Origin of the sequence: Bosea sp. (in: a-proteobacteria), from assembly GCF_023953965.1 — a bacterium.
In the GTDB taxonomy this organism is placed as follows: domain Bacteria; phylum Pseudomonadota; class Alphaproteobacteria; order Rhizobiales; family Beijerinckiaceae; genus Allobosea.
The window spans coordinates 2,229,369-2,254,054 of record NZ_JAMLIX010000001.1; the positions used below are offsets into that span (position 1 = coordinate 2,229,369).

The 24,686-nt window shown below is 68.7% G+C and carries 20 protein-coding genes; 12 read left to right on the forward strand and 8 right to left on the reverse strand.

The genetic code is table 11. From position 1 onward, the window contains the following. Window positions 1-46: 46 nt before the first annotated feature. The gene (gene hisN, locus M9917_RS10265; protein ID WP_297253348.1) at window positions 47-829 is read left to right on the forward strand and encodes a histidinol-phosphatase; all 783 of its coding nucleotides are present in this window, start codon (window positions 47-49) and stop codon (window positions 827-829) included. Here hisN and M9917_RS10270 read toward each other — a convergent pair. After that, window positions 734-1,789: an alpha/beta fold hydrolase gene (locus M9917_RS10270; protein WP_297253350.1), complete on the reverse strand. Its 1,056-nt coding sequence runs from the start codon at window positions 1,787-1,789 to the stop codon at window positions 734-736. The two genes, hisN and M9917_RS10270, sit on opposite strands and share 96 nt — an antisense overlap. Window positions 1,790-2,028: 239 nt before the next feature. On the opposite strand from M9917_RS10270, the gene M9917_RS10275 reads away from it, so the two are divergent. Then, on the forward strand, window positions 2,029-2,490 hold the full coding sequence (locus tag M9917_RS10275) for an Hsp20 family protein (protein WP_297253352.1): 462 nt from the start codon (window positions 2,029-2,031) through the stop codon (window positions 2,488-2,490). A 72-nt stretch (window positions 2,491-2,562) separates the two neighbouring features. On the opposite strand, the gene M9917_RS10280 is transcribed toward M9917_RS10275, so the two are convergent. Both M9917_RS10280 and M9917_RS10285 read right to left on the reverse strand, forming a co-directional pair. Continuing rightward, a complete protein-coding gene (locus M9917_RS10280) occupies window positions 2,563-3,348 on the reverse strand; it encodes a hypothetical protein (protein WP_297253354.1) in 786 nt (261 codons plus the stop codon). A gap of 92 nt (window positions 3,349-3,440) precedes the next feature. After that, window positions 3,441-4,496 (reverse strand): threonine aldolase family protein, encoded by a 1,056-nt coding sequence (locus M9917_RS10285; protein ID WP_297253356.1) that lies wholly within the window; start codon window positions 4,494-4,496, stop codon window positions 3,441-3,443. A 710-nt stretch (window positions 4,497-5,206) separates the two neighbouring features. Between M9917_RS10285 and gltB the strand changes: the two genes are divergently transcribed. Beyond that, complete coding sequence (gene gltB / locus M9917_RS10290; RefSeq protein ID WP_297253358.1) at window positions 5,207-9,895, forward strand: glutamate synthase large subunit; 4,689 nt, start codon at window positions 5,207-5,209, stop codon at window positions 9,893-9,895. Between the two features lie 20 nt (window positions 9,896-9,915). Further along, on the forward strand, window positions 9,916-11,340 hold the full coding sequence (locus M9917_RS10295; protein ID WP_297253360.1) for a glutamate synthase subunit beta: 1,425 nt from the start codon (window positions 9,916-9,918) through the stop codon (window positions 11,338-11,340). Between the two features lie 16 nt (window positions 11,341-11,356). Here the strand turns inward: M9917_RS10295 and M9917_RS10300 are convergent, their stop codons facing one another. Next, the gene (locus M9917_RS10300) at window positions 11,357-12,559 is read right to left on the reverse strand and encodes an SGNH/GDSL hydrolase family protein (RefSeq protein ID WP_297253362.1); all 1,203 of its coding nucleotides are present in this window, start codon (window positions 12,557-12,559) and stop codon (window positions 11,357-11,359) included. A gap of 31 nt (window positions 12,560-12,590) precedes the next feature. Then, the gene (locus M9917_RS10305) at window positions 12,591-13,814 is read right to left on the reverse strand and encodes a lytic murein transglycosylase (RefSeq protein WP_297253364.1); all 1,224 of its coding nucleotides are present in this window, start codon (window positions 13,812-13,814) and stop codon (window positions 12,591-12,593) included. A gap of 349 nt (window positions 13,815-14,163) precedes the next feature. Between M9917_RS10305 and rnk the strand changes: the two genes are divergently transcribed. Further along, on the forward strand, window positions 14,164-14,574 hold the full coding sequence (gene rnk, locus M9917_RS10310) for a nucleoside diphosphate kinase regulator (protein WP_297253366.1): 411 nt from the start codon (window positions 14,164-14,166) through the stop codon (window positions 14,572-14,574). A gap of 15 nt (window positions 14,575-14,589) precedes the next feature. Here rnk and galE read toward each other — a convergent pair whose 3' ends face one another. Continuing rightward, complete coding sequence (gene galE, locus M9917_RS10315; protein ID WP_297253368.1) at window positions 14,590-15,582, reverse strand: UDP-glucose 4-epimerase GalE; 993 nt, start codon at window positions 15,580-15,582, stop codon at window positions 14,590-14,592. 170 nt (window positions 15,583-15,752) lie between these two features. Between galE and galU the strand changes: the two genes are divergently transcribed. From galU to grxD, 5 genes are read left to right on the forward strand one after another with little or no spacing between them, the layout of a single operon-like run. Next, window positions 15,753-16,631 (forward strand): UTP--glucose-1-phosphate uridylyltransferase GalU, encoded by an 879-nt coding sequence (gene galU, locus M9917_RS10320; protein ID WP_297253369.1) that lies wholly within the window; start codon window positions 15,753-15,755, stop codon window positions 16,629-16,631. A gap of 27 nt (window positions 16,632-16,658) precedes the next feature. Further along, entirely contained in the window at window positions 16,659-17,540 is an 882-nt protein-coding gene (locus M9917_RS10325) for a class I SAM-dependent methyltransferase (RefSeq protein WP_297253371.1), read from the forward strand. A gap of 56 nt (window positions 17,541-17,596) precedes the next feature. Next, the gene (purL, locus tag M9917_RS10330) at window positions 17,597-19,852 is read left to right on the forward strand and encodes a phosphoribosylformylglycinamidine synthase subunit PurL (RefSeq protein ID WP_465246346.1); all 2,256 of its coding nucleotides are present in this window, start codon (window positions 17,597-17,599) and stop codon (window positions 19,850-19,852) included. A 12-nt stretch (window positions 19,853-19,864) separates the two neighbouring features. Then, entirely contained in the window at window positions 19,865-20,101 is a 237-nt protein-coding gene (locus tag M9917_RS10335) for a BolA family protein (RefSeq protein ID WP_297253375.1), read from the forward strand. Between the two features lie 47 nt (window positions 20,102-20,148). Then, a complete protein-coding gene (grxD, locus tag M9917_RS10340) occupies window positions 20,149-20,484 on the forward strand; it encodes a Grx4 family monothiol glutaredoxin (RefSeq protein ID WP_297253377.1) in 336 nt (111 codons plus the stop codon). A gap of 50 nt (window positions 20,485-20,534) precedes the next feature. On the opposite strand, the gene M9917_RS10345 is transcribed toward grxD, so the two are convergent. Continuing rightward, entirely contained in the window at window positions 20,535-22,265 is a 1,731-nt protein-coding gene (locus M9917_RS10345; protein ID WP_297253379.1) for a carbamoyltransferase family protein, read from the reverse strand. Window positions 22,266-22,297: 32 nt separating this feature from the next. After that, window positions 22,298-22,927: a thiol:disulfide interchange protein TlpA gene (gene tlpA, locus M9917_RS10350; RefSeq protein WP_297253381.1), complete on the reverse strand. Its 630-nt coding sequence runs from the start codon at window positions 22,925-22,927 to the stop codon at window positions 22,298-22,300. A gap of 30 nt (window positions 22,928-22,957) precedes the next feature. Here tlpA and argH point away from each other — a divergent pair, with 30 nt between their 5' ends. Together argH and lptM are read left to right on the forward strand one after the other, a co-directional pair. Then, complete coding sequence (gene argH / locus M9917_RS10355) at window positions 22,958-24,343, forward strand: argininosuccinate lyase (protein WP_297253383.1); 1,386 nt, start codon at window positions 22,958-22,960, stop codon at window positions 24,341-24,343. Between the two features lie 76 nt (window positions 24,344-24,419). Continuing rightward, window positions 24,420-24,683, forward strand: a complete 264-nt coding sequence (lptM, locus tag M9917_RS10360) for an LPS translocon maturation chaperone LptM (protein WP_297253385.1) — start codon at window positions 24,420-24,422, stop codon at window positions 24,681-24,683. The last annotated feature ends 3 nt before the right edge of the window (window positions 24,684-24,686 follow it).

Consider the following 24,686-nt stretch of genomic DNA (forward strand, 5'->3'; position numbering starts at 1 on the left):
TTCTGCGGAGTCGATGCTGCAAAGCAGCAAACGGGAGAGGCCATTCATGAGCGCAGTCGATTTCGGCGCTTTCGTCGCGGATCTGGCGACGCAGTCGGGGCGCGCGATCCTGCCCTTTTTCCGGGCGCATCATGCGACGGAGGACAAGTCGCGGGGCGGGGTGTTCGATCCCGTGACCGAGGCGGACCGAGCCGGCGAATCGGTGATGCGCCACCTGATCCGGCGGCAGTTCCCCGCGCATGGCGTGCTCGGCGAGGAGTTCGGCAGTGAGAACACCGATGCGGAATATGTCTGGGTGCTCGATCCGATCGACGGGACGCGCGCCTTCATCTCGGGCATCCCGGTCTGGGGGACGCTGATCGGGCTGACGCGCAAGGGCCAGCCGGTCTACGGAATGATGCACCAGCCCTTCTCGGGCGAGCGCTTCTGCGGCGACGGCCACGAAGCACGCTACGAGGGGCCGGGCGGGCCGAGGAAGCTGCGCACGCGTCCGGTCGCCGATCTTGGCGCGGCGACGCTGATGACGACCTCGCCGGGGATGTTCAAGGGCGCGGAGGCGCAAGCCTTCGCCCGCGTCGAAGGCAAGGTCAGGCTCTCGCGCTATGGCTGCGACTGCTACGCCTATTGCATGCTCGCCGCCGGCCATGTCGACCTCGTGATCGAGAGCGGCCTCAAGCCCTACGACATCGTGGCGCTGATCCCGATCATCGAGGGGGCGGGCGGCGTCGTCACCTCATGGGACGGCGGCAGCGCCGCCGGCGGCGGCCGGATCGTCGCGGCCGGCAGCAAGGCGCTGCATGAGGCCGCCCTCGCGCTGCTGGCCGGCTGAGTCGGGCAGGGGCTGGTCCTCGCCGGGGATGAAGGCGTCGAAGGCGGCCCAGAACCGGGCGCGGATTTCGTCGCTCTCCATCAGGATCTCATGGCGCGCCTCCGGCAGGACCAGCGCCGGGCCGGTCTTGAGCCGCGCCGCGAAGCGCTCGATCGCCGGCGTCGAGACGACCGGATCGCGCCCGGCGGCGATGACGAGCGTCGGCACCTTCACCTCCAGCGCGGCCGAGGGCGCGGCGAGCCTCGCCATCAGGCGGAAGGCGGTCCTGACCCAGGCGACAGTGGGGTCGCCGATGCTGAGCTCGCGCGCCGCCGCCGAAAGCGCGCTGTTGCGGGCATAGCGGGCCGGGTCGGCCGTCAGCCGGTTGCCCTCGAAGGGCCTCGTCGCGATCGCGGTGTCGCCGCCGCCCGGCACGAAGGCCCGGCCGAGGCCGAGCCAGTAGAACAGGCCCGCCAGGACCTTCGCCCGGCCCGGATGCGGGATCATCGCGATGCCGAGCATTGGTGCGAGCGCGACCATGCGCGAGACCGGCAGGCGCCCGAAGCGGGCTGCGTCGAGGCACAGCGCCGCGCCCATCGAATGGGCGAGGACGAAATAGGGCGCGGGGAGCCTGGACCGCATCTCGTTCATCGCCAGCGCCAGATCGGCCTGGTAATGCTTGAGCCGCCCGACATGGCCCTTGCGCCGGCGCCGGACGAAGCGCTGCGAGCCGCCCTGGCCGCGCCAGTCGAAGGCGAGCACATGGAAGCCGCGGCGGCGCAGCTCCGCGATCGTCTCGCTGTAGCGCTCGATGAACTCGGCCCGGCCCTGGACGAGGACGACCGTGCCGCGCACCGGCCTTCTGGTCGGGCGCCAGCTGGCGAAGCGCAAGGCGGCGCCGTCCTGCGTCGTGGCGAGCCAGACCTTGCCGTGCCCGGGAACGGGATAATCCGGATCGGCGAAAAAACTGGCCTCGGCCATCATGCGCTCCGCGTCGCGGCCGCGTGGGCCGGCGAATCCTCGCCATCCTGCACGCGATATCCTGCCAAAACCTATCGGCGCCGAACTTATCGACGCCTGGCGAAACCGGCTCTTGAAAAGCCGGGACGGCTCCCCAGATCAACTCTGCGCAGGCTTAGAACCGGCTGCGCGAAACCCGACCCAGGTCCGCGCTCAGACGAGGCGGATCGCCCCATTGTCGCTTCTTCGGAGGACATATCATGCGTCATTTCGATCTTTCCCCGCTCTATCGCTCGACCGTCGGCTTCGACCGTCTGTTCAATCTCCTCGACCAGGCGACCAGCAACGACGCCGCGCCGAGCTACCCGCCCTACAATATCGAGCGGACCGCCGAGAACGCCTACCGCATCACCATCGCGGTCGCGGGCTTCGGCGAAGGTGACCTCTCCATCGAATCCAAGGAAAACGCGCTCACCGTCAAGGGCGAGAAGCAGTCCGCCGAGGGGGCCGAGAAGCGCGAGGTCCTGCATCAGGGCATCGCCGCGCGCGCCTTCGAGCGCCGCTTCCAGCTCGCCGACTACGTCCAGGTGACGGGGGCTAGCCTCGAGAACGGCCTGCTCCATATCGACCTCGTGCGCGAGATCCCCGAGGCCAAGAAGCCGCGCCAGATCCCGATCGGCGCCGGCAGCGCGGCCAAGATCCTCGAAGCCAAGGCCGCGTAAGCAACGCGACGCTTTCGACGAAGGCGGAAGGCTCCCGGAAACGGGAGCCTTTTTTCGTCGTTGCGCTCCCGGCTAATCCAGCGGAGCGACCGGGGCGATCGGCGTCTCGGGCCGGGGTGTGGACGGGGCCGGGTCGATATGCTGCACGGGCGGGAGGGACGGCGCCTCGGGGGGCGGCACCACCGTCGCAGGCGCACTGGCCTCGGCGGGGGCGGTTTCGGCTGGCTTCGCCGGCTCGGGCGCGGGTAGTGCTGCGGGTGGAGGCGGCGAGGTCGTCGCCGGCGCGCTGGCTTCGGCGGGTGGCGTTTCGGCCGGTTTCACCGGTTCGGGCGCCGGCGGCATGGCGGGCGCGGGCGGTGTAACCGTCGCCGGCGCGTTGGCCTCTCCCGGCGGCTTCAGCGCGGTTGGCCGCTCGGGCGGCCGGGGCGTGAGGCGCTGGCGCGGGGCTCCATGCTCCTCGCGCGGGTCGGCGCGGGCGATGCCCGGGGCGGGCTGGCGCCGCAGGGGGATGCGGCGGATCAACTCGCCGGCATAGGCGTCGAGGATCAGGCGCTGGCGCTGCCCGCCGGCCGTGACGCCGTCGAGGATATAGGTGTCGTCGCGCCGGATCGAGCGCTCGATCCGGACGAGGCCGTAGTCGCGTGCCGCGATGCGGCTGACCGCTCGGGGCGAGACCGGAGCCGGCACGGGCGGCGCGTAGCCGTAATCATAGCGATAGCCGTAGCCATAGATCGGGTATGGAACGTCGTAGTAATAGTAATACTGGGCGGCAGCGGTGCCCGCCGTGCCGGCGACGGCGCCGGCCACGACCAGGCCCATCAGCGCGATGTGCGCCCGTGCGGTCGAACGATTGGCCATGCCTGTTCCCTTAGCGACTGACTGTCCAGCGCATAATCTTGTTAAGGAATGCGGCGGGCATGGGGCTGGAAACGGGCTGGAAATACGCCCGTTCAGCCCGCGATCGCGGCGATCAGGCGCTCGACATGCGCCGGTTCGGTCGCAAACGACATGACGAAGCGCCCGACGATCTCGCCATCCTTCAGGGCTGCCTCCGGCGCCAGCGAGCGGGCCGACCAGTCGTGATAGCCGATGCCGGCGGCCTTCAGGCGCTGCCGGACGGCGGGCGGCAGGACGAGGAAGACCTCGTTCGCCTCGCAGGGCCAGGCCAGGCGCGCCGCGCCGCCCTTGGCGACCGCTTCGGCCAGCCGCCTTGCGCAGGCGTTGGCGTGGCGGGCGAGGTCGAGCCAGTGATCCTGCGCCAGCAGGGCGTCGAACTGGGCGCCGAGGAAGCGGCCCTTCGACAGCGTCTGCCCGGCGCGCTTGCGCCGCCATGTCATCTCTTCCGCATCGGCCGGGTCGAAGAAGATCACGGCCTCGGCGGCGAGCGCGCCGTTCTTGGTGCCGCCGAAGGAGAGGACGTCGACGCCGGCCTTCCAGGTGATCTCGGCCGCGGTGCAGCCGAGCGTGACGAGCGCATTGGCGAAGCGGGCGCCGTCCATATGCAGCTTGAGGCCGCGCGGCGTGATGGCTTCCTTCAGGGCGCGTACCTCGGCGGGCGTATAGACCGTGCCGCATTCGGTGGCCTGGGTGATCGTCAGCGCCTGGGCCTGGACGTGATGGACATCGCCGGCGCGTAAGTGCGAGAGCGTCTTCGTCACCGCCTGCGGCGTCAGCTTGGCGCCGGTGCCGGGCAGGTCGACGAGCTTGGCGCCGTCGCTGAAGAATTCGGGCGCGCCGCATTCGTCCTCGACGACATGCGCCTCCTCATGGGCGAGGATCGCGCCCCAGGGCCGGACGATGCTGGCGAGCGCCAGCGCGTTCGCCGCCGTGCCGGTGAGAACGAGGAAGGCCGAGACCTTGCGCTCGAAGAGCGTGGCGAAACGCGCCTCGACGCGGGTTGTCCATGCGTCCTTGCCGTAGGAGGTGGAGGAACCGGCATTGGCGGCGGCGAGCGCGGCCATGACGCGGGGGCTGGCGCCGACGGAATTGTCGCTGAAGAAATCCATCAGCGAGGGTTAGGCGGACGACGCGCTCCTGCCAAGCGGCGAGGGCGGAGAGCGGCTTTGCGTGCGGCGCTGGCCGGCATCGTCATGGCGGGGAGCGACGCGACGCAGCAATCCAGGGGAGGACGGGGTTGAGTGCCTCACCCGGTCCCCCTGGATTGCTTTTTGCGCTCGCAATGACGGAGCGGACGTTTCGGTGCGTGAAACAAGAACCGGTCTGTCGCAGTCGGGCTTTCTTGCCGGAAATGTCGGGTGTGGATTCGATTTTGCAATAAAATTTCGCTGCGGCGCGAAATCGGCGCTTGTGCGCAGATTGGAATTCTGGCAAGTTCACCGTAATAGGACAGTGTTGCTGTCCCATTTTTCACCGCGCTGACCGAAGCTGTTCCAGCCTTGGGTCGCGCCGTCGCGATGGAGCGGAGCATGACGAGGGGCCGGGCCAATACCGCCGAAGCCACACGTACGCGCGTCCGTAAAACGACGGCCTGAGCAGGAGCGAGCGGGCGAGACGCCCGAGACGCCTGCGGAGGACGCGGGCGCGGTGGAAACGAAGCGCAAGTAAGCCTCCGACGAGACGATGACGGCCCGCCCCGGCCTTCAGCCCTGCCGCCGCCTGCGATGGCCGCGCCGGGGTGGCCGCGGGACGGGAACCGTGACTGACGGGTTTGTCCGCCGGTGAGGAGCCAGCGGGGTTCTTAGGGTGAGGTTTGACGATGAGCGCGACCAGCCGAGTCAACGGGGCAGAAGGTTTCGAGGGTTTTCCCGCCGTGCGCGATCCGGCTCTGCCGCTGCGCCAGGGCCTCTACGATCCCGTCAACGAGAAGGATTCCTGCGGCGTCGGCTTCATCGCCGACATGAAGAACCGCAAGAGCCACGCCATCGTGCAGCAGGGCTTGCAGATCCTGCACAATCTCGACCACCGCGGCGCGGTCGGCGCCGATCCGAAGCTCGGCGACGGCTGCGGCATCCTGGTGCAGATTCCGCGCCGCTTCTTCGAGGAAGAGGCGGGCAAGCTCGGCATCGCCCTGCCGCGGCCCGGCTTCTACGCCATCGGCCAGTTCTTCATGCCGCGCGATCCCGCCGCACGCGCGATGTGCGAGGAGATCATCGCCCAGACCGTGGCCGAGGAGGGGCTTGTCTTCCTCGGCTGGCGCGACGTGCCGGTCGACAACGGCGACCTCGGCCAGGCGGTGCTGGCGACCGAGCCGGTGCATCGCCAGCTCTTCGTCGGCCGCCCCGACGACATCGCGAGCGAGGACGAGTTCGAGCGCCAGGTCTATGTCCTGCGCAAGTCGGTCTCGAACAAGGTCTACAGGCATCAGGAGCGCAAGACGGCGGAATACTACCCCGTCTCGATGTCCTGCCGCACCATCGTCTACAAGGGCATGGTGCTGGTGAACCAGCTCGGCTCCTACTTCAAGGATCTCCAGGACGAGCGCTTCGAGAGCGCGATCGCGCTGGTCCACCAGCGCTTCGCCACCAACACCTTCCCGTCCTGGCGGCTCGCCCACCCTTATCGGATGGTCGCGCATAACGGCGAGATCAACACGCTGCGCGGCAACGTCAACTGGATGGCGGCGCGGCAGGCGAGCGTCGATTCCGACCTGTTCGGCTCGGACATCTCGAAGCTCTGGCCGATCTCCTACGAGGGCCAGTCGGACACCGCCTGCTTCGACAACGCACTCGAATTCCTGGTGCAGGGCGGCTATTCGCTGGCGCATGCGATGATGATGCTGGTGCCCGAGGCCTGGGCCGGCAACCCGCTGATGAACGAGGAGCGGCGCGCCTTCTACGAGTACCACGCCGCGCTGATGGAGCCCTGGGACGGGCCGGCCGCGATCGCCTTCACCGACGGGCGCCAGATCGGCGCGACCCTCGACCGCAACGGCCTGAGACCGGCGCGCTATCTCGTCACCGATGACGGGCTCGTCGTGCTCGCCTCCGAATTCGGCGTGCTGCCGATCCCGGAGGAGAAGATCGTCGAGAAGTGGCGGCTCCAGCCCGGCAAGATGCTGCTGATCGACCTCGATCAGGGCCGCATCATCGGCGACGACGAGATCAAGACGTCGCTTTGCCTCGCCAATCCCTACAGGGACTGGCTGAAGCGGACGCAGATCGTGCTGGAGGAGCTGCCGCCGGTCGAGGCGCGCGCCTCGCGCACCGACGTGCCGCTGATCGATCGCCAGCAGGCTTTCGGCTACACCACCGAGGATGTCCGCCTCCTGATGGCGCCGATGGCGGTGACCGGGCAGGAAGCCGTCGGCTCAATGGGCACCGACACGCCGATCTCGGCCCTCTCGTCGAAGTCGAAGCTGCTCTACACCTATTTCAAGCAGAATTTCGCGCAGGTGACGAACCCGCCGATCGATCCGATCCGCGAGGAGCTGGTGATGAGCCTGCTCTCCTTCATCGGGCCGCGCCCGAACATCCTCGACCTCGAAGGCACCTCGCGGCGCAAGCGGCTCGAGGTGCGCACCCCGATCCTGACCAATGACGATCTCGAGAAGATCCGCTGCATCGGCCATTACGAGGATCGCTTCGACACCAAGACGATCGACTTCACCTATCCGGCGCGCGAGGGTGCGGCCGGCATGGAAGGCGCGGTGGAGCGGCTGTGCGAGCGCGCGGAGGCTGCGGTCCACGGCGGCTACAACATCATCATCCTCTCCGACCGCCAGGTCGGGCCGGACCGCATCCCGATCCCGGCGCTGCTGGCGACGGCGGCGGTGCATCATCACCTGATCCGCAAGGGGCTTCGCACCTCGGTCGGCCTCGTGGTCGAATCCGGCGAGCCGCGCGAGATCCATCATTTCTGCTGCCTCGCCGGCTACGGCGCCGAGGCGATCAACCCCTATCTCGCCTTCGACACCCTGCTCGACCAGCATGCCGAGGGCGCCTTCCCCGAGGAGGTCGATGCCGGGGAGGTGGTCAAGCGCTACATCAAGTCGGTCGGCAAGGGCGTGCTCAAGGTGATGTCCAAGATGGGCATCTCGACCTACCAGTCCTATTGCGGCGCGCAGATCTTCGACGCGGTCGGCCTGAGGAGCGCCTTCGTCGACCGGTTCTTCTTCGGCACCGGCACGGCGATCGAGGGCGTCGGCCTCGACGAGATCGCCGAGGAGAGCCTGCGCCGCCATCGCGACGCCTTCGGCGACTCGCCGCTCTTCCGCGACAGCCTCGATATCGGCGGCGAGTACATGTACCGCGTCCGCGGCGAGGACCATGTCTGGAAGCCGGACGTGGTCGCCGCGCTCCAGCATGCCGTGCGCCTCAACGCGCAGGACCGCTACGAGGACTTCGCCCGGCAGGTCAACGACGACGCCGAGCGGCTCAGCACCATCCGCGGCCTGTTCAAGGTCAGGATGGCGGTGGACAGCGGGCGCGCGCCCGTGCCGCTGGAGAGCGTCGAGCCCGCCGCCGAGATCGTCAGGCGCTTCGCCACGGGGGCGATGTCCTTCGGCTCGATCTCGCGCGAGGCGCATGAGACGCTCGCCATCGCGATGAACCGGATCGGCGGCAAGTCCAACACCGGCGAGGGCGGCGAGGAGGCGGTCCGCTTCAGGCCGCTGCCGGACGGGCGCTCGAAGCGCTCGGCGATCAAGCAGGTCGCGTCCGGCCGCTTCGGCGTCACCACCGAGTACCTCGTCAATTCCGACGTGATGCAGATCAAGGTGGCTCAAGGCGCCAAGCCCGGCGAGGGCGGCCAGCTTCCCGGCCACAAGGTCGACGCCAAGATCGCCCGCACCCGGCATTCGACGCCGGGCGTGGGCCTGATCTCGCCGCCGCCGCATCACGACATCTATTCGATCGAGGATCTGGCGCAGCTGATCTTCGATTTGAAGAACGTCAACCCGGCGGCCGACGTCTCGGTGAAGCTCGTCTCCGAGATCGGGGTCGGCACGGTCGCGGCCGGCGTCGCCAAGTCGCGCGCCGACCACATCACCATCTCCGGCTTCGAGGGCGGCACGGGCGCAAGCCCGCTCACCTCGCTGAAGCATGCGGGTTCTCCGTGGGAGATCGGCTTGGCCGAGACGCAGCAGACGCTGGTGCTGAACCGGCTGCGCGGGCGCGTCGCGCTACAGGTCGACGGCGGGTTGCGGACGGGGCGGGACGTGATCATCGGCGCGCTGCTCGGCGCCGACGAGTTCGGTTTCTCGACCGCGCCCCTGATCGCGGCCGGCTGCATCATGATGCGCAAATGCCATCTCAACACCTGCCCGGTCGGCGTCGCGACGCAGGATCCCGTCCTGCGCAAGCGCTTCAAGGGCCTGCCCGAGCATGTGGTGAACTACTTCTTCTTCGTCGCCGAGGACGTTCGCCGGATGCTGGCGCGGCTGGGCTTCACGAAGATCGAGGAGATCGTCGGCCGCTCCGACCTGCTCGACAAGCGCGACGCCATCGCCCACTGGAAGGCGCGGGGGCTCGACTTCAGCCGCCTCTTCCACAAGGTCGACCTGCCGGGCGTGGCGATCCGCCATGTCGAGGCGCAGAAGCACCCGATCGACAAGGTCCTCGACCGCCAGTTCCTGGCCGAGGCGGCTGATGCGATCGAGACCGGCAAGCCGGTCGTGATCGAGAAGCCGGTGAGCAATGTCGACCGCTCGACGGGGGCGATGCTTTCCGGCGCCGTCGCCAAGAAGTACGGCCATGCCGGCCTGCCCGAGGATACGATCACGGTGAAGCTCACCGGCACCTGCGGCCAGAGCTTCGCGGCCTTTCTCGCGGCGGGGGTGACCATGGAGCTCACCGGCCAGGCCAACGACTATGTCGGCAAGGGCCTGTCGGGCGGCAAGATCGTGGTGAAGCCCGATCCGGCGACCAGGGCGGTGCCGGAGCGCTCGATCATCGTCGGCAACACCGTGCTCTACGGCGCGATCGCCGGCGAGGCCTATTTCCGCGGCATCGCCGGCGAGCGCTTCGCGGTGCGCAATTCCGGCGCCATCGCGGTGGTGGAAGGCACCGGCGACCATGGCTGCGAATACATGACCGGCGGCGTCGTCGCGGTGATCGGGCCGACGGGCCGCAACTTCGCGGCCGGCATGTCGGGCGGCATCGCCTATGTGCTCGACGAGGACGGCAGCTTCAAGTCGCGCTGCAACCTCTCGATGGTCGATCTCGAACCGGTCGAGGAGGAGGAAGACCTGATGGAGCGGCTGCACCATCACGGCGGCGATCTCGAGCACAAGGGCCGCATCGACATGACCAACATGTCGGGCCATGACGAGGAGCGCCTGATGCAGATGCTGACGAACCATGCCGACTACACCGGCTCGGCGCGCGCCCGCGCCATCCTCGACAACTGGGCGGATTACCGCACGAAATTCGTCAAGGTGATGCCGGTCGAATACCGCCGCGCGCTGCGCGAGATGGATGAGGCCCGCAGCCTGCAGGCCGCGGAATAAGGCGGGGCGGGAGAAACGACATGGGCAAGGTCACTGGTTTTCTCGAATTCGACCGGCAGGAGCAGAAGTACCAGCTCGCCGGCGACCGCATCCGGCATTTCCGCGAGTTCACGCTGCCGCTGGAGGAGCGCGACATCCGCAAGCAGGCGGCGCGCTGCATGGATTGCGGCGTGCCCTATTGCCACGGGCCGACAGGCTGCCCGGTGCACAACCAGATCCCGGACTGGAACGAGCTGGTCTGGTCCGGCGGCTGGCAGGACGCGCTGCGCAACCTCCACTCCACCAACAACTTCCCGGAGTTCACCGGCCGCATCTGCCCCGCTCCTTGCGAGGAAGCCTGCACGCTCAACCTCGAGAACATGCCGGTGACGATCAAGACGATCGAGCAGGCGATCGCCGACAAGGGCTGGCAGGAAGGCTGGATCGCCCCGGAAATTCCGGGCAAGCGCACGGGCAAGCGCATCGCCGTCGTCGGCTCAGGCCCGGCGGGACTTGCCGCCGCGCAGCAGCTCGCCCGCGTCGGCCACGACGTGCATGTCTATGAGCGCGAGGCCAGGGCCGGCGGCCTGCTGCGCTACGGCATCCCCGACTTCAAGATGGAGAAGCGGCATATCGACCGCCGCGTGCAGCAGATGGAGGCGGAGGGCGTGACCTTCCACTACGGCGCCCATGTCGGCGTGAACCTGCCCTTCGCGACGCTGATGGCCGAGCACGACGCCTTGCTGCTGGCGGGCGGGGCGGAGGCGCCGCGCGATCCCGGCCTGCCGGAGACCAACCTCGCCGGGGTGCATTACGCGATGCCCTACCTCGTCCAGCAGAACAAGCGCAGCGGCGGCGAGGACGTCTCCGGCCTCGAGCCGATCAATGCCGCCGGCAAGCATGTCGTCGTGGTCGGCGGCGGCGATACGGCGTCGGATTGCGTCGGCACCGCCTTCCGCCAGGGCGCGCTCTCGGTGACGCAGCTCGACATCCGGCCGATGGCGCCCGAGATCGAGGACAAGCTCACCGTCTGGCCCTATTGGCCGACCAAGTTCCGCACCTCCTCCTCGCAGGCCGAAGGGGCCGAGCGCGAGTTCCAGGCGGCGACGCTGGGGCTGGAAGGCCGCAACGGCCGGCTGAGCAGGGTGAAATGCGCCCGCGTCGACGAGAAGAGGAAGCCGATTGCCGGCACCGAATTCATGCTTCCCGCGGATCTGTGCTTCCTCGCCATCGGCTTTTCCGGCTCGGTGATCGAGGGCATGCTGGCGCAGTCGGGCGTGGCGATGGACCGGCGCGCCAACGTCGTCGCCAACGACCGCGACTACAAGACGAGCGTCGGCAAGGTCTTCGTGGCGGGCGACATGCGCCGCGGCCAGTCGCTCGTGGTCTGGGCGATCCGCGAGGGCCGGCAGGCGGCCCACGCCATCGACAAGGAGCTGATGGGCGCGACGATCCTGCCGATGTGAGGCCGGACGGCCTGCCTCAGCGCGGCCAGCGATGATCGTCGATGCGCCCCGGCACCGGGTCGGGCGCGATGCCCTGGCCGAAGACGCGCTCGAGCCTGAGCGCGGCGTCGCCGCCGCCGCGCGCCTCCGCGATCGAGGCGATGAGCGGCTGGCCGGCGGCGGCGCTCTGGCCGGTGAGCGGCTGGATCGGCCCGGCCAGCGGCCGGGCCTGGAGCGCGGGCGGCAGGCCCAGCGTCGGCAGGCCGGCGACCATCTGGTCGATCAGGCGCTCGACGCCGCCGGGCTGAAGCTCGAGGTCCGTCGGCGCGCCGGTCTCGGGCGAGACGGGCAGGGCGACGATGCCGTTCTGCGGGGCCGCCTCGATGATGCGGCGGATCACCAGATCGACGAAATGGGCGGCCTTGCGGGCGCCGGCGGCGGTGAAATGGATGCCGTCGCCGAGGCGCAGGCGGACCGGCTGGCCGGAGACGTCGGGGCCGGTCGCGGCATAGCGGTTCTCGGCATCGACGAAGCCGCCCCAGAGATCGACGTAATGCCCGCCCGCCTTCTCGACGCGCTGGCGGTAGAGCTCGTTGAAGGTGACGAAATCGGCCGAGAGCCGCCCGTTCTGCACCGGCGGCGCGCCGACCCAGATCAGCGGGACGCGCTTCTCCGCGAAGGCGCCCGCGATCATGTCGATCCGGTCGCGGTAGAGCTCGAGCCAGCGCGGGCTCATCGGCTCGTGGACGGTCTCGCCCTCGCGGATAGGCTGGCGGTCGTTGAGGCCGACCAGCATGACGCCGATGCTGAGCTTCTGCTCGCCGGCGAGGATCTCGGCGGCCGTCTTCGGCCAGTCGTAGAAATCGGTCCGCACCAGGCCGGAATCGGGCTTGGCCTTGTGGAGGACCGCGACGTCCGGCCGGTTGTTGAGGGCGTCGTCCAGCCCGTTCGCCAGGAGGTTGGCCAGCGAATCGCCCATGACCACGACGTGATGCGCGACATCGACCTTGGGAATGACGGGATCGTCGCGGACGACGACGGGCGCCTCGCGACGGCGGACGGGTGCGCTGCGCGGGCGCTGCTGCGGCTGGGCCTGCTGCGGCTGCGCCGGCAGCTGCCAGAACAGCTGGAACAGGCTGCGCTGCTGCCGTGGCTGCTGCTGGGCGAGCGAGACCGGCCCGCCCGTCAGCAGGAGCAGGCAGGCGGCGCACAGAACGATAACGAGCGAACGCAGGCGCATCGGTTGATTATAGGCCGGTCGCGGCCCGGAGTCAGCGCTTGGCGCGCAGCCTCGCCAGCAAAGCGGGCGTCGGGTAGCCGTCGGCGATCTCGCCGGCGCCGATCTGGTAGCGCCTGACCGCCTCGCGCGTACCGGTGCCGATGCGCCCGTCGGCGTCGTGCTCGTAGAGGCCGAGCGCCTTGAGCCGGTGCTGGAGGTCGCGGGTCGCGGCCATGTCGAGGCGCGGCGCCTTGGTCGGCCAACTCGCCTGGAGGGCGGCACGGCCGGCGATCCGGTCGCCGAGATGCCCGACGGCGAGCGCATAGGCGTCCGAGGAGTTGTATTTCTTGATGACGTCGAAATTGGCCGTCAGCAGCATCACCGGGCCGGTATGGCCTGCCGGGTAGAACAGCCGGCCCTCGCCGGAGGCGGGCAGGGCTTTCCCGTCCGCCCGGCGGATGCCGGCCGAGGCGAAGGCGGAGAAGCTTCCCTTGCCGAGGCGGTGGTCGAAGCCTTGCGGCAGCGTCACTTCCATGCCCCAGGGCAGCCCCGCCACCCAGCCATAGCCCTTGAGGTAGTTGGCGGTGGAGGCGATGGCGTCGCTCGAGGAGGTCCAGATGTCGGCATGGCCGTCGCCGGTCCAGTCGACCGCGTATTTCAGGTAGCTCGACGGCATGAACTGGGTGTGGCCCATGGCGCCGGCCCAGGAACCGCGCAATTCGCTGCGCTCGACATGGCCTTTCTCGATCAGCTCGAGCGCGGTCAAGAGCTCGTCGCGGAAGAAGTCGCCGCGATAGCGGACCGAGGCCAGCGTCGCTAGCGAGCGGATCACATCCTTGCCGCCCTTGAAGGAGCCGTAATTGGTCTCCATGCCCCAGACGCCGAGGACGATCTCCTTCGGCACGCCGTAGCGCGCCTCGACCTGGGAAAGCACGCCGGCATTCTCGGCCGCCGCCTCGCGCCCGCGCTGGATGCGCGCGCCGCCGACGGCATTCTCCAGATAGCTCCAGATCGGGGCGCTGAACTCCGACTGCTTCTTCGTCAGCGCGACGATCGAGGCATCCGGCGTCACGCCGCGGAAGGCGAGGTCGAAGGTCGCGCGCGAGATGCCGCGCGCCTGCGCCAGCGGCCACAGCCGTTGCAGGAAGACGTCGAAGGAGGCGCTCGCCGGGGTTGCCCTCGCCTGGGCGCCGGATACGGCGATCGAGCCGGTGGTCTGGGCCAGCGCCGGTGCCAGGCTGATCAGGGCCGAAGCTGCGATGACGGACAGGCGCATGGAGACCCCCCGGGAGAGCTGGATGGAACCATGATCACAGCGCCCGAACAAGGTTAACCGCGGGTTAATCCGCGCCGTGATCGGCAGGATTTGCCTTGAGACATTCGTGATTTGACAAGCTTCGGCGATTGGCGGATTTTCAAAGGATGAATAGCGCGTCTCCCTTCCGCCGCGGCCTGCACCGCTCGGGCAATCTTATCGCGGGCTTCTAGCCCCGGGCCTGTCGCGCTAGGCGCCTCCGGTTCGGGGGGCGCTAACTCTCCTGCGTTTCATGCGAGTTCGACCTTTGATGCCGCGTGGCCGTCCTCCGCCGGCGGGTACTCGCCTTTTCGATGAAAGACCTGAGCCGATGTCCACCAAGCGTCCCGCCATCACCGTCACGGCCGCGGACCATGCCATGCTCAGCCGCATCGCGGCCGGCGCGGCCCACACCATGCCTGAGCTCGCCGCCGAGCTGACCGATGAGCTCGACCGCGCCCGCATCCTGCCGGAGGGCCGCGTCTCGCACGACCACGCCCGCATCGGCAGCCGCATCGTCTATCGCGACGAGAGCACCAAGCGCGAGAGCATGATCACGCTGGTCTGGCCGCAGGATGCCGATATCGAGAAGAACCGCATCTCGGTGATGACGCCGATCGGCGTCGCGCTGATCGGCATGGCCGCCGACCGCTCGATCGACTGGACGACGCGCTCCGGCGACGTCAAGCGCCTGACCGTGCTCGAAGTGCGCGAGCCGGCCGAGGAGGATGCGCAGTCCTGAAGGCTCGGCTGCGGCTCAGGCCGAGGTGTTGCGCGTCCTGAGCTTTTCCTCCCAGGCGAGCGCCTGCCCGACGATCTCTTCCAGGTCGTCGTGCTCAGGCCGCCAGCCGAGCTCGGCGCGGATGCGGTCGGCCCGCGCGATCAGCGAGGCGGGGTCGCCCGCGCGCCGCGGCGCCAGCGTCACCGGGAAATCGACGCCAGAGACCTTCTTCACCACCGCGACGACCTCTTTCACCGAATAGCCGCGGCCATAGCCGCAGTTGAGCGTCAGGCTCGCCCCCCCGGCGCGCAGATGGTCGAGGGCGGAGAGATGCGCGCGGGCGAGATCGGTGACGTGGATGTAGTCGCGCACGCAGGTGCCGTCGGGCGTCGCATAGTCGGTGCCGAAGATGGTCAAGCCCTCGCGCTGGCCGAGCGCCGCCTGGCTCGCGACCTTGATCAGATGGGTGGCGTTCGGCGAGGACTGGCCGGAGCGGCCCTTCGGATCGGCGCCGGAGACGTTGAAGTAGCGCAGCGCGATATAGGTAAAGCCGTGCGCTTTTGCCGCATCCTGCAGCATCCATTCGCTCATCAGCTTCGAGCGGCCATAGGGGTTGATCGGATCGAGCGCGATCTCCTCCGGCACGGGCGAGACCGGCGGCTCGCCGTAGACCGCCGCCGTCGAGGAGAAGATGACGTGCTTCACGCCCCTGCGCGCCGCGCTTTCGATCAGCGCGCGGGTCTTCACGGTGTTGGCGAGATAATAGCCGAGCGGGTCGGAAACGGAGTCCGGAACCACGATCCTGGCGGCGAAATGCGCGATCTCGGTTATCCCGTATTCGCCGATCAGCCCTTCCACCAGCTCCTGGTTGCCGATGTCGCCCTGGATGAAGACCGCTTCGGACGGCACCGCCCACCAGAAGCCGGTGGACAGATCGTCGAGGACGACGACCTTCTCGCCACGGTCGAGCAATTCCAGGACCATGTGGCTGCCGATGTAGCCGGCGCCGCCGGAGACCAATACCGTCATCGTTGCTCTCGCCTCATCTTCGTCGGGAACAGGCTCTATCGAAAAACCGTTGACGGCTTCTCAAGGGCTGTCGGCTAATACCGTTCGATGGCCCGCAACCATGGCAGGTGTACGGCCGTTCCCACCACCGCCTGGCTTCGGCAAAGGCTACCACGCCTAATGGGTTCTTCATGACGAAACGCATCCGCAAGGCCGTTCTTCCCGTCGCCGGCCTCGGCACCCGCTTCCTGCCCGCCACCAAGGCGGTGCCGAAGGAGATGCTCACCATCGTCGACCGCCCGGTCGTGCAGCATGTCGTGGACGAAGCGCGCGCCGCCGGCATCGAGCATTTCATCTTCGTCACCGGCCGCAACAAGGCGGTGATCGAGGACCATTTCGACATGGCCTACGAGCTCGACGACACGCTCACCAAGCGCAACAAGGTCAAGGAGCTCGAGGCGCTGAAGCACGACCTGCCGGCGGCCGGCGCGACCAGCTTCACCCGCCAGCAGGCGCCGCTCGGCCTCGGCCACGCGGTCTGGTGCGCGCGCGAGATCGTCGGCGACGAGCCCTTCGCGCTCCTGCTGCCGGACATGCTGCATTACAGCCAGGGCAAGGGCTGCCTCGCCGAGATGATCGAGGCTTACGACCGGCATGGCGGCAACCATATCGCCGTCGCCCCGGTGCCGGACGACCAGACCCATCAATACGGCATCGTCGGCGTCGAGGACGTGAAGGCGAAGGTCTCGAAGATCACCGGCATGGTCGAGAAGCCGTCGAAGGGAACGGCCCCGTCGAACCTGCACATCTCCGGCCGCTACATCCTGCAGCCGACCATCTTCAACCTGCTCGCCAATCAGGAAAAGGGCGCCGGCGGGGAGATCCAGCTCACCGATTCGATGATCGCGCTGTCGCGCCAGGAGGCGTTCTTCGCGGTGCGCTTCGATGGCGAGATCTACGACGCCGGCTCGAAGATCGGCTTCCTCACCGCGAACCTCGCCTATGCGCTCGACCGCTCCGATCTCGGCCCGCAACTGCGCGCCGAGATCGAGAGGCTCCTGGAGCGCTGAGGGTCGCCGCGACAGGGGGGAGGCGGGTTGAGCGATCAGGGCCTCGTCTTCGATCGCGCGCTGGGCCGTCTGCGGCTGAAGCGCGCGCTGGCCGGCGGCTATCCGGATTTCCTGCTGCAACGCGCGGCAGGCGACCTCGCGGAGCGGCTTGGCGCCGTGCTGCGGCAGTTTGCCGTCGCGGCCGATCTCGGCACGCCCCTGCCTGTCGTCGCGCCCATCCTCGCGGGCAGGGCCGGCCGGCTCTGGCGGATGGCCGAGGCGGAAGGGGCGCCGGCCGATCTCGTCGGCGATCTCGAAGGCCTGCCCTTCGCGGCGGAAACGCTTGATCTCGCCGTCTCGCTGCTGGCGCTGCACGGCATCAACGACCTGCCGGGCGCGCTCGTCCAGATCAGGCGGGCCTTGCGGCCGGATGGGCTGTTCATGGGCTGCCTGCTCGGCGGGCGGAGCTTGCAGGAACTCAGGCAGGCTCTGCTCGAGGCCGAGAGCGAGACGATGGGCGGCGTCAGCCCGCGCGTCGCGCCGTTCGCGGATCTGCGCGACCTCGGCGGTCTCCTGCAGCGGGCGGGCTTCGCCTTGCCGGTCGTCGACAGCGAAATTGTGACGGTGCGCTACCCTGACGCCTTCGGGCTGCTCGGCGACCTCAGGGCGATGGGCTGGGCCAATGCGCTCGTCGCGCGGCGCAAGGCACCGCTCAGGCGCGAGACGCTGCTGCGGGCAGCCGCGCTCTATGCCGAGCGCTTCGCCGATCCCGACGGGCGGCTGCCGGCGACCTTCGAGTTCGTCTGGCTCTCCGGCTGGGCCCCGCATGAGAGCCAGCAGAAGCCCTTGCGGCCGGGCTCGGCCAAGGCGCGGCTGGCGGATGCGCTCGGCGTGCCGGAGATCAGGGCCGGCGAGAAGCCGGTAGGCTGACGATACGGGAGGGCTGCCTGCGTCGCATGCCGTTGTCTCACGCGCTAAGGCAGGCTATGCCCCAGCCAGCCCCTTGCCGGACCGCCAGGAACCCTGAGCACGTGATTCCGAACGACATCAAGATCACCCCGCAGCTCGTCGCCGAGCACGGCCTGAAGCCGGACGAGTACCAGCGCTTCCTGCATCTGATCGGACGCGAGCCGACGATCACCGAGCTCGGCATCGTCTCGGCGATGTGGAACGAGCACTGCTCCTACAAATCCTCGAAGATCCACCTCAAGACCCTGCCGACCCGCGCTCCTTGGGTGATCCAGGGGCCGGGCGAGAATGCCGGCGTGATCGATATCGGCGACGGCACGGCGATCGTCTTCAAGATGGAGAGCCACAATCACCCCTCCTTCATCGAGCCCTATCAGGGCGCGACGACGGGGGTGGGCGGCATCCTGCGCGACGTCTTCACCATGGGCGCGCGGCCGATCGCGGTGCTCGACGCGCTGCGCTTCGGCGCGCCCGAGCATCCCAGGACCCGCCATCTCGTTTCCGGCGTCGTCGCCGGCATCGGCGGCTACGGCAATTCCTTCGGCGTGCCGAATGTCGGCGGTGCCACCGGCTTCCACTCACGCTATGATGGCAACATCCTGGTCAACGCCATGGCGGTCGGCATCGCGAAGGCCGACGAGATCTTCTACGCCAAGGCGTCGGGCGTCGGTAAGGCGATCGTCTATCTCGGCTCCAAGACCGGCCGCGACGGCATCCACGGCGCGACCATGGCCTCGGCCGAGTTCGACGACAAGTCGCAGGAGAAGCGCCCGACCGTGCAGGTCGGCGACCCCTTCGCCGAAAAGCTCCTGCTCGAGGCATGCCTCGAGATCATGGCCGCCGGCCATGTCGACGCGATCCAGGACATGGGCGCGGCCGGGCTGACCTGCTCGGCCGTCGAGATGGGCGCCAAGGGCGATCTCGGCGTCGAGCTCGACCTCGACAAGGTGCCCTGCCGCGAGGAGGGCATGAGCGCCTATGAGATGATGCTGTCGGAGAGCCAGGAGCGCATGCTCATGGTGATCAAGCCGGGCCATGAGGCGGCGGCCGAGGCGATCTTCCGCAGATGGGGGCTCGATTTCGCGGTGATCGGCCACACCACCGACAGCTTGCGCTTCGTCGTCAGGCACCAGGGCGAGGTCATGGCCGACCTGCCGATCAAGGAGCTCGGCGACGAGGCGCCCGAATACGACCGGCCCTGGATCGAGACCGCGCCGCAGCAGGCCGTGGCGGCCGAGGCCGTGACGCCGCCCTGCGGCAATGCCGAGGCGCTGAAGCGGCTCGTCGGCTCGCCGGACCTTTCCTCCAAGCGCTGGATCTGGGAGCAGTACGACACGCTGATCCTCGGCAATTCGGCGGTGACGCCCGGCGGCGATGCCGGCCTGATCCGCATCGAGGACGGGCCGAAGGGGCTCGCCATGACCGCCGACGTGACGCCGCGCTATTGCGAGGCCGATCCCTTCGAGGGCGGCAAGCAGGCGGTCGCCGAAGCCTGGCGCAACCTGACGGCGGTGGGCGCGACCCCGCTCGCGATCACCGACAACCTCAATTTCGGCAATCCGGAGAAGCCCGAGGTGATGGGCCAGCTCGTCGGCTGCATCCGCGGCATCGGTGAGGCCTGCAAGGCGCTAGACTTCCCTGTCGTCTCCGGCAACGTCTCGCTCTACAACGAGACCAACGGCGTCTCGATCCTGCCGACCCCGACGATCGGCGGCGTCGGCGTCATGGCCGATGTGACGAAGCACGCCACCATCGCCTTCAAGGCGCAGGGCGAGGCGATCGTCCTGATCGGCGAAACGCAGGGCTGGCTCGGGCAGAGCGCCTATCTCGCCACCGTCTGCGGCCGCGAGGAAGGGGCGCCGCCGCCGGTCGATCTTGCCGTCGAGCGCCGCAACGGCGATTTCGTGCGCGGGCTGATCACCGCCGGCAGGGTCACGGCCTGCCACGACCTGTCGGATGGCGGTTTGGCGGTCGCGCTGGCCGAGATGGCGATGGCCGGGGGCATGGGTGCCACCGTCGAGACGCTGCCGGCGGGCCCCGCCCATGCCGCGCTCTTCGGCGAGGATCAGGCGCGCTATATCGTCACGGTGGCGGGGGCCCAGGCCGATGCGCTCGTGGCGGAGGCGAAGGCGGCCGGCGTGCCGGCGCTCGCCATCGGCCGCACCGGGGGGGCTCAGCTCGAGCTTCCGGGCGAGCCGGCGCTCGCGGTTGCCGAGCTGCGCAAGGTTCATGAAGACTGGCTGCCGGCCTATATGGCCGGCAAGGCGGCCTGAGGAGACAGGACCATGGCGATGGACGCCCATGAGATCGAGCGGATGATCAAGGCGGCGCTGCCGGATGCGACGGTCGAGATCCGCGACCTCGCCGGCGACGGCGACCATTATGCCGCGACCGTCACCTCGGCCGCCTTCAGGGGCAAGAGCCGGGTGCAGCAGCACCAGATGGTCTATGCCGCGCTTAAGGGGAATATGGGCGGCGTGCTGCACGCCCTTGCGCTGACGACGGCGCTTCCCCAAGATTAGAACGAAACCATCCGGCGGGCCTTGAACCCGCTCCAGGAGACGAGACCATGACCGACGTCAACGCCCGCATCGAAGCGGAAGTGAAGAACAACGACGTGGTGCTCTTCATGAAGGGCACGCCGCAATTCCCGATGTGCGGCTTCTCCGGCCAGGTCGTGCAGATCCTCAACTATGTCGGCGTGCCGTTCACCGGCGTCAACGTGCTCGAGGACCAGGAGATCCGCGAGGGCATCAAGGCCTATTCGAACTGGCCGACGATCCCGCAGCTCTACGTCAAGGGCGAGTTCGTCGGCGGCTGCGACATCACCCGCGAGATGTTCCAGGCCGGCGAATTGCAGGCGCTGTTCGAGGGCAAGGGCATCGCGGTGAAGCAGGCGGGCTGAGCGCTTGGCCTGACAGATCTTTCGAAAGGGCCGGCGCAAGCCGGCCCTTTCTATTTCACCAGGAGCCAGTCCTCGACCACCAGCGCGTCGAGCCCGCTGGTGTAGAACATCAGGATCGCGTCCTCGGCCGTGTGCAGGATCGGCTTGCCCATGATGTTGAAGGAGGTGTTGAGGATCACCGGCACCCCGGTCAGCTCATGGAAAGCCGTGATCAGCGCATGGTAGCGCGGGTTGCGCTCGGCCGTGACGCTCTGCAGCCGGCCCGTCCCATCCTCATGCACCACGGCTGGAACGCGCCGGCGCACCGCCTCCGTCCAGGTCAGCGTGCGCTCCATATAGGGCGCGTCCTGATAGTCCTCGAACCAGTCGGCGGCATGCTCGGCCAGGATCGAGGGGGCGAAGGGGCGGAACGCCTCGCGATACTTCACCTTGGCGTTGAGGATGTCCTTGGCGTCGGCCGGGCGCGGATCGGCGAGGATCGAGCGGTTGCCGAGCGCGCGCGGCCCGAATTCGGCGCGGCCCTGCACCCAGCCGATCAGCTTGCCTTCGGTCAGGAGCTTGGCCGTGACCGGCGCGATCTCGCCGGGAGCGAGCTTGCGCAGCCGCTTCTCCCAGGCTTGCATGCGCTCGAAGGGCTCGGTCGAGACGCGCGAGCCGAGATAGGGTGTGAGCGGCCCCTTCGGTGCGCGCCAGCCCGGATTCGCTTCGGCGTGGGCTAGCCATGCTGCGCCGATCGCGTTGCCGTCGTCGGCCGGGGCGGAGGGCACGAACACGTTCTTGAAGCCGTGGCGGCCGGCGATCTTGCCGTTGAAGGAGGAGTTCAGCGCGCAGCCGCCGGCGAGGACGAGGTTTTCGCTCGGGACCAGCGCGGCGGTTTCCGTGAGCAGGGCCTCCATCATCTCGGCGAAGACGTCCTGCCCGCAGCGGGCGAGATCGGCCCAGCCCCGGTCGAGCGCGTCGGCCGGGCGCCTGGCCAGGATCTCGGCGGCGACCGCCTGCACGATATCGGCCCTGGCGAAGGAAAGCTTGTGGCCCTCGATCGTATAGAGCCGCCGCAGCAGCGCCATCAGCGCGGGGTCGGTCCGGCCATAGGGGGCGAGCCCCATGATCTTCCATTCCTCGCCCTTGGCCTGGTCGAAGCCGGCGAGATCGGTGACGAGGCCGAAATAGAAGCCGATCGATTCCCGGCCGCGATGGCGCTTCACCTCGCGGATCTTGCCGTTCTCCAGCGCGAAGATGGCCGAGGCCCCGGTCTCGCCCATGCCGTCGACGACGAGGCAGGCGGCGTCCGCGAAGGGCGAGGACCATGAGGCGAAGGCCGCGTGGCTGAGATGGTGGCCGTAGCGCTTCAGGCCCGTGACGTTGGCGCGGCCATGGGCGCGGTCGAGGCCGATGAGCACGCCCATGCCGGCGCGCTGCTGGGCGAGATGGAGCGAGGCGATGAGCGCGCGCTCTGTACGCTCGGGTACCAGCGAGCGGTTGAGCGCGGGCGAGAGCTTGAGCAGCGCGTCGAGCGTGAAGGAGCCGGCGCGGCCCATCTGGTCGAGGAAGCCGGTGAAGTCCTCGCCCCAGCTCGTGGCGATCGCGACCTCGGCGCCGGCGGGAATGTAGCGCTTCAGCAGCCCTTCCATGCGCGGCGCCGAATCCGGCTCGCAATTCGGCGCGCGCTTGTATTGCAGGTAGCGCTCGGTCGCCTCGGCGAAGAGCACCTCGCCATCGGGGCCGATGATCGCAAGCGCGGGGTCGTGGAAGGTGGTGGCGAGGCCGATCGTATAGCGCATGGGAGATTCTAACCCTCGTCAGGCGCCCGCGGTCAGGGTCGCCCGATCGCCGCGCCGATCAGCGCCTTGGCGTCGGCGCTCGCCCAATCGGCCGGGCCCTGGATGAGGCCGAGCTCGCAGCCGGCCTTGTCGACGATGAGGCTGACCGGCATGCCCTCGACCTTGTGGGCGGTGCGCAGCAGCTGGAAGGTCGCGGCCTGCGGATCGGCGTGGAAGGGCAGGGCGGCGATCCTGTTCTCGGCGAGCCAGGCCTTCGGCTTGTCGAGGTTGCGCGTGTCGATGTTGATCGCGACGACGGCGAAATCAGGCCCGCCCATCTCCTTCTGGAGTGCGTCGAGAGCGGGCATCTCCTTCAGGCAGGGCGCGCACCAGGTCGCCCAGAGATTGACCAAGAGCGTCCTGCCCTTCATCGCCGCGAGCGTCGCGGGCTTTCCGTCCGGCCCGGTGAAGGCGAGCGGCGGCGCGGCTTGCGGGCGGGCGTGCAGCGTGACCGCCGCGACCTCGCCCCGCACCAGCGGCTCCATGCGCCGGGTGGCCGCGCCGGCGGCCGCGCATGATCCGTTGCCGGCGTCGCCCGTGAGGGAGTAGAAGGCGCCCATGCCAGCGAGGCCGAGCGCCGCCACGACCCCGAGGGCCAGTCCGATCTTTTTTCCAGACGTCATCGCACGTCCTCAAAAGCAGGAAAGACCGTCGTGAGCAATCGCATGTGGGGTGGGCGTTTCGCCACAGGTCCCGATGCCATCATGGAGGAGATCAACGCCTCCATCGATTTCGACCGCAAGCTCTGGCGCCAGGATATCCGCGGCTCGCTGGCGCATGCCGCCATGCTGGGGCAGACCGGCATCCTGACGAAGGCGGACGTCGCGGCGATCATCGCCGGGCTGAAGCAGGTCGAAGGCGAGATCGAGAGCGGCGCCTTCACGTTCTCGCGCGCGCTCGAGGACGTCCATATGAACGTCGAGTCCAGTCTCAAGGACAAGATCGGCGCCGCGGCCGGCCGGCTGCACACCGCCCGCTCGCGCAACGACCAGGTCGCGACCGACATGCGGCTGTGGGTGCGCGACACGCTCGACGAGCTCGACGGCCAGATGGCCGATCTCCAGCGCGCGCTCGCCGAAAAGGCCGAGGCCCATGCCGGCGCGGTGATGCCGGGCTTCACCCATCTGCAATCGGCGCAGCCGGTCACCTTCGGCCATCACCTCATCGCCTATGTCGAGATGCTGGCGCGCGACCGCGGCCGCATCCGCGATGCGCGCGCCCGCCTCAACGAATGCCCGCTGGGGGCGGCTGCGCTTGCCGGCACCTCCTTCCCGATCGACCGGCATATGACGGCCACCGCGCTCGGCTTCGACCGGCCGACGGCGAACTCGCTCGATTCGGTCTCGGACCGCGACTTCGTGCTGGAGACGCTCTCGGCGGCCTCGATCTGCGCGATGCATCTGTCGCGCCTCGCCGAGGAGATCGTGCTGTGGTCGACGCCGCAATTCGGCTTCGTCCGGCTCTCCGACGCCTTCTCGACCGGCTCCTCGATCATGCCGCAGAAGCGCAACCCCGACGCGGCCGAGCTGGTGCGCGGCAAGGCGGGGCGCGTCTTTGGCGCCTTGCAGGGCCTGCTGACGATGATGAAGGGGCTGCCGCTGACCTATTCGAAGGACATGCAGGAGGACAAGGAGGGCACCTTCGACGCGCTGCAGACGCTGTCTTTGTGCCTCGCCGCCACCGCCGGCATGGTCCGCGACATGCAGCCCGACCTCAAGGCGATGAAGAAGGCCGCCGGCCTCGGCTACGCCACCGCGACGGACCTCGCCGACTGGCTGGTGCGCGTGCTGAAGATGCCGTTCCGCGACGCGCATCACGTCACCGGCCGGCTGGTCGCGATCGCTTCGCAGAAGAAGGTCGGGCTGGAGAAGCTCTCGCTTGCCGAGATGCAGGGCGTCGAGCCGAGGATCACCGAGGCCGTCTTCGCCGTGCTCGGCGTCGACCAGTCGGTGAGGAGCCGCGTCAGCTATGGCGGCACGGCGCCCGCCAATGTCCGAAAGCAGGCGCGGCGCTGGCTGAAGCAGCTTGCGAGGGGGTAGGGGCCGTCACAACCGCTCGCGCTTAGCCGCATCCTCCGCTAAGGTCCCGCCACGTCTCGTCCGAGGGTTGGTTTTCGTGCTTGATTCCCGTCTGAAACTCGGCCGCGCCCTGCTGGTCGCCGGCGTTCTGGCCGTCGCGCTTGGCGCCTGCGGGCGCAAGGGGCCGCTGGAGCCGCCGCCTAACGCGACCGGCGCCATCGACCTGCCCGACAACCAGATCGGGGCGCAGGAGAACGATCCGTCCTCCTTCGGCTCGGGCTCGGTGCTGGCCAAGCCCGCCAAGGCCAACAAGGCGATCACCGTGCCGGACAAGCCGTTCATCCTCGATCCGCTGATGTGACGG

Bases quoted from the DNA above. Each gene is read 5' to 3' on its own strand.
- hisN (WP_297253348.1), top strand. From the start codon at position 47: ATGAGCGCAGTCGATTTCGGCGCTTTCGTCGCGGATCTGGCGACGCAG.
- M9917_RS10270 (WP_297253350.1), bottom strand. From the start codon at position 1,789: ATGGCCGAGGCCAGTTTTTTCGCCGATCCGGATTATCCCGTTCCCGGG.
- M9917_RS10275 (WP_297253352.1), top strand. From the start codon at position 2,029: ATGCGTCATTTCGATCTTTCCCCGCTCTATCGCTCGACCGTCGGCTTC.
- M9917_RS10280 (WP_297253354.1), bottom strand. From the start codon at position 3,348: ATGGCCAATCGTTCGACCGCACGGGCGCACATCGCGCTGATGGGCCTG.
- M9917_RS10285 (WP_297253356.1), bottom strand. From the start codon at position 4,496: ATGGATTTCTTCAGCGACAATTCCGTCGGCGCCAGCCCCCGCGTCATG.
- gltB (WP_297253358.1), top strand. From the start codon at position 5,207: ATGAGCGCGACCAGCCGAGTCAACGGGGCAGAAGGTTTCGAGGGTTTT.
- M9917_RS10295 (WP_297253360.1), top strand. From the start codon at position 9,916: ATGGGCAAGGTCACTGGTTTTCTCGAATTCGACCGGCAGGAGCAGAAG.
- M9917_RS10300 (WP_297253362.1), bottom strand. From the start codon at position 12,559: ATGCGCCTGCGTTCGCTCGTTATCGTTCTGTGCGCCGCCTGCCTGCTC.
- M9917_RS10305 (WP_297253364.1), bottom strand. From the start codon at position 13,814: ATGCGCCTGTCCGTCATCGCAGCTTCGGCCCTGATCAGCCTGGCACCG.
- rnk (WP_297253366.1), top strand. From the start codon at position 14,164: ATGTCCACCAAGCGTCCCGCCATCACCGTCACGGCCGCGGACCATGCC.
- galE (WP_297253368.1), bottom strand. From the start codon at position 15,582: ATGACGGTATTGGTCTCCGGCGGCGCCGGCTACATCGGCAGCCACATG.
- galU (WP_297253369.1), top strand. From the start codon at position 15,753: ATGACGAAACGCATCCGCAAGGCCGTTCTTCCCGTCGCCGGCCTCGGC.
- purL (WP_465246346.1), top strand. From the start codon at position 17,597: ATGCCCCAGCCAGCCCCTTGCCGGACCGCCAGGAACCCTGAGCACGTG.
- M9917_RS10335 (WP_297253375.1), top strand. From the start codon at position 19,865: ATGGCGATGGACGCCCATGAGATCGAGCGGATGATCAAGGCGGCGCTG.
- grxD (WP_297253377.1), top strand. From the start codon at position 20,149: ATGACCGACGTCAACGCCCGCATCGAAGCGGAAGTGAAGAACAACGAC.
- M9917_RS10345 (WP_297253379.1), bottom strand. From the start codon at position 22,265: ATGCGCTATACGATCGGCCTCGCCACCACCTTCCACGACCCCGCGCTT.
- tlpA (WP_297253381.1), bottom strand. From the start codon at position 22,927: ATGACGTCTGGAAAAAAGATCGGACTGGCCCTCGGGGTCGTGGCGGCG.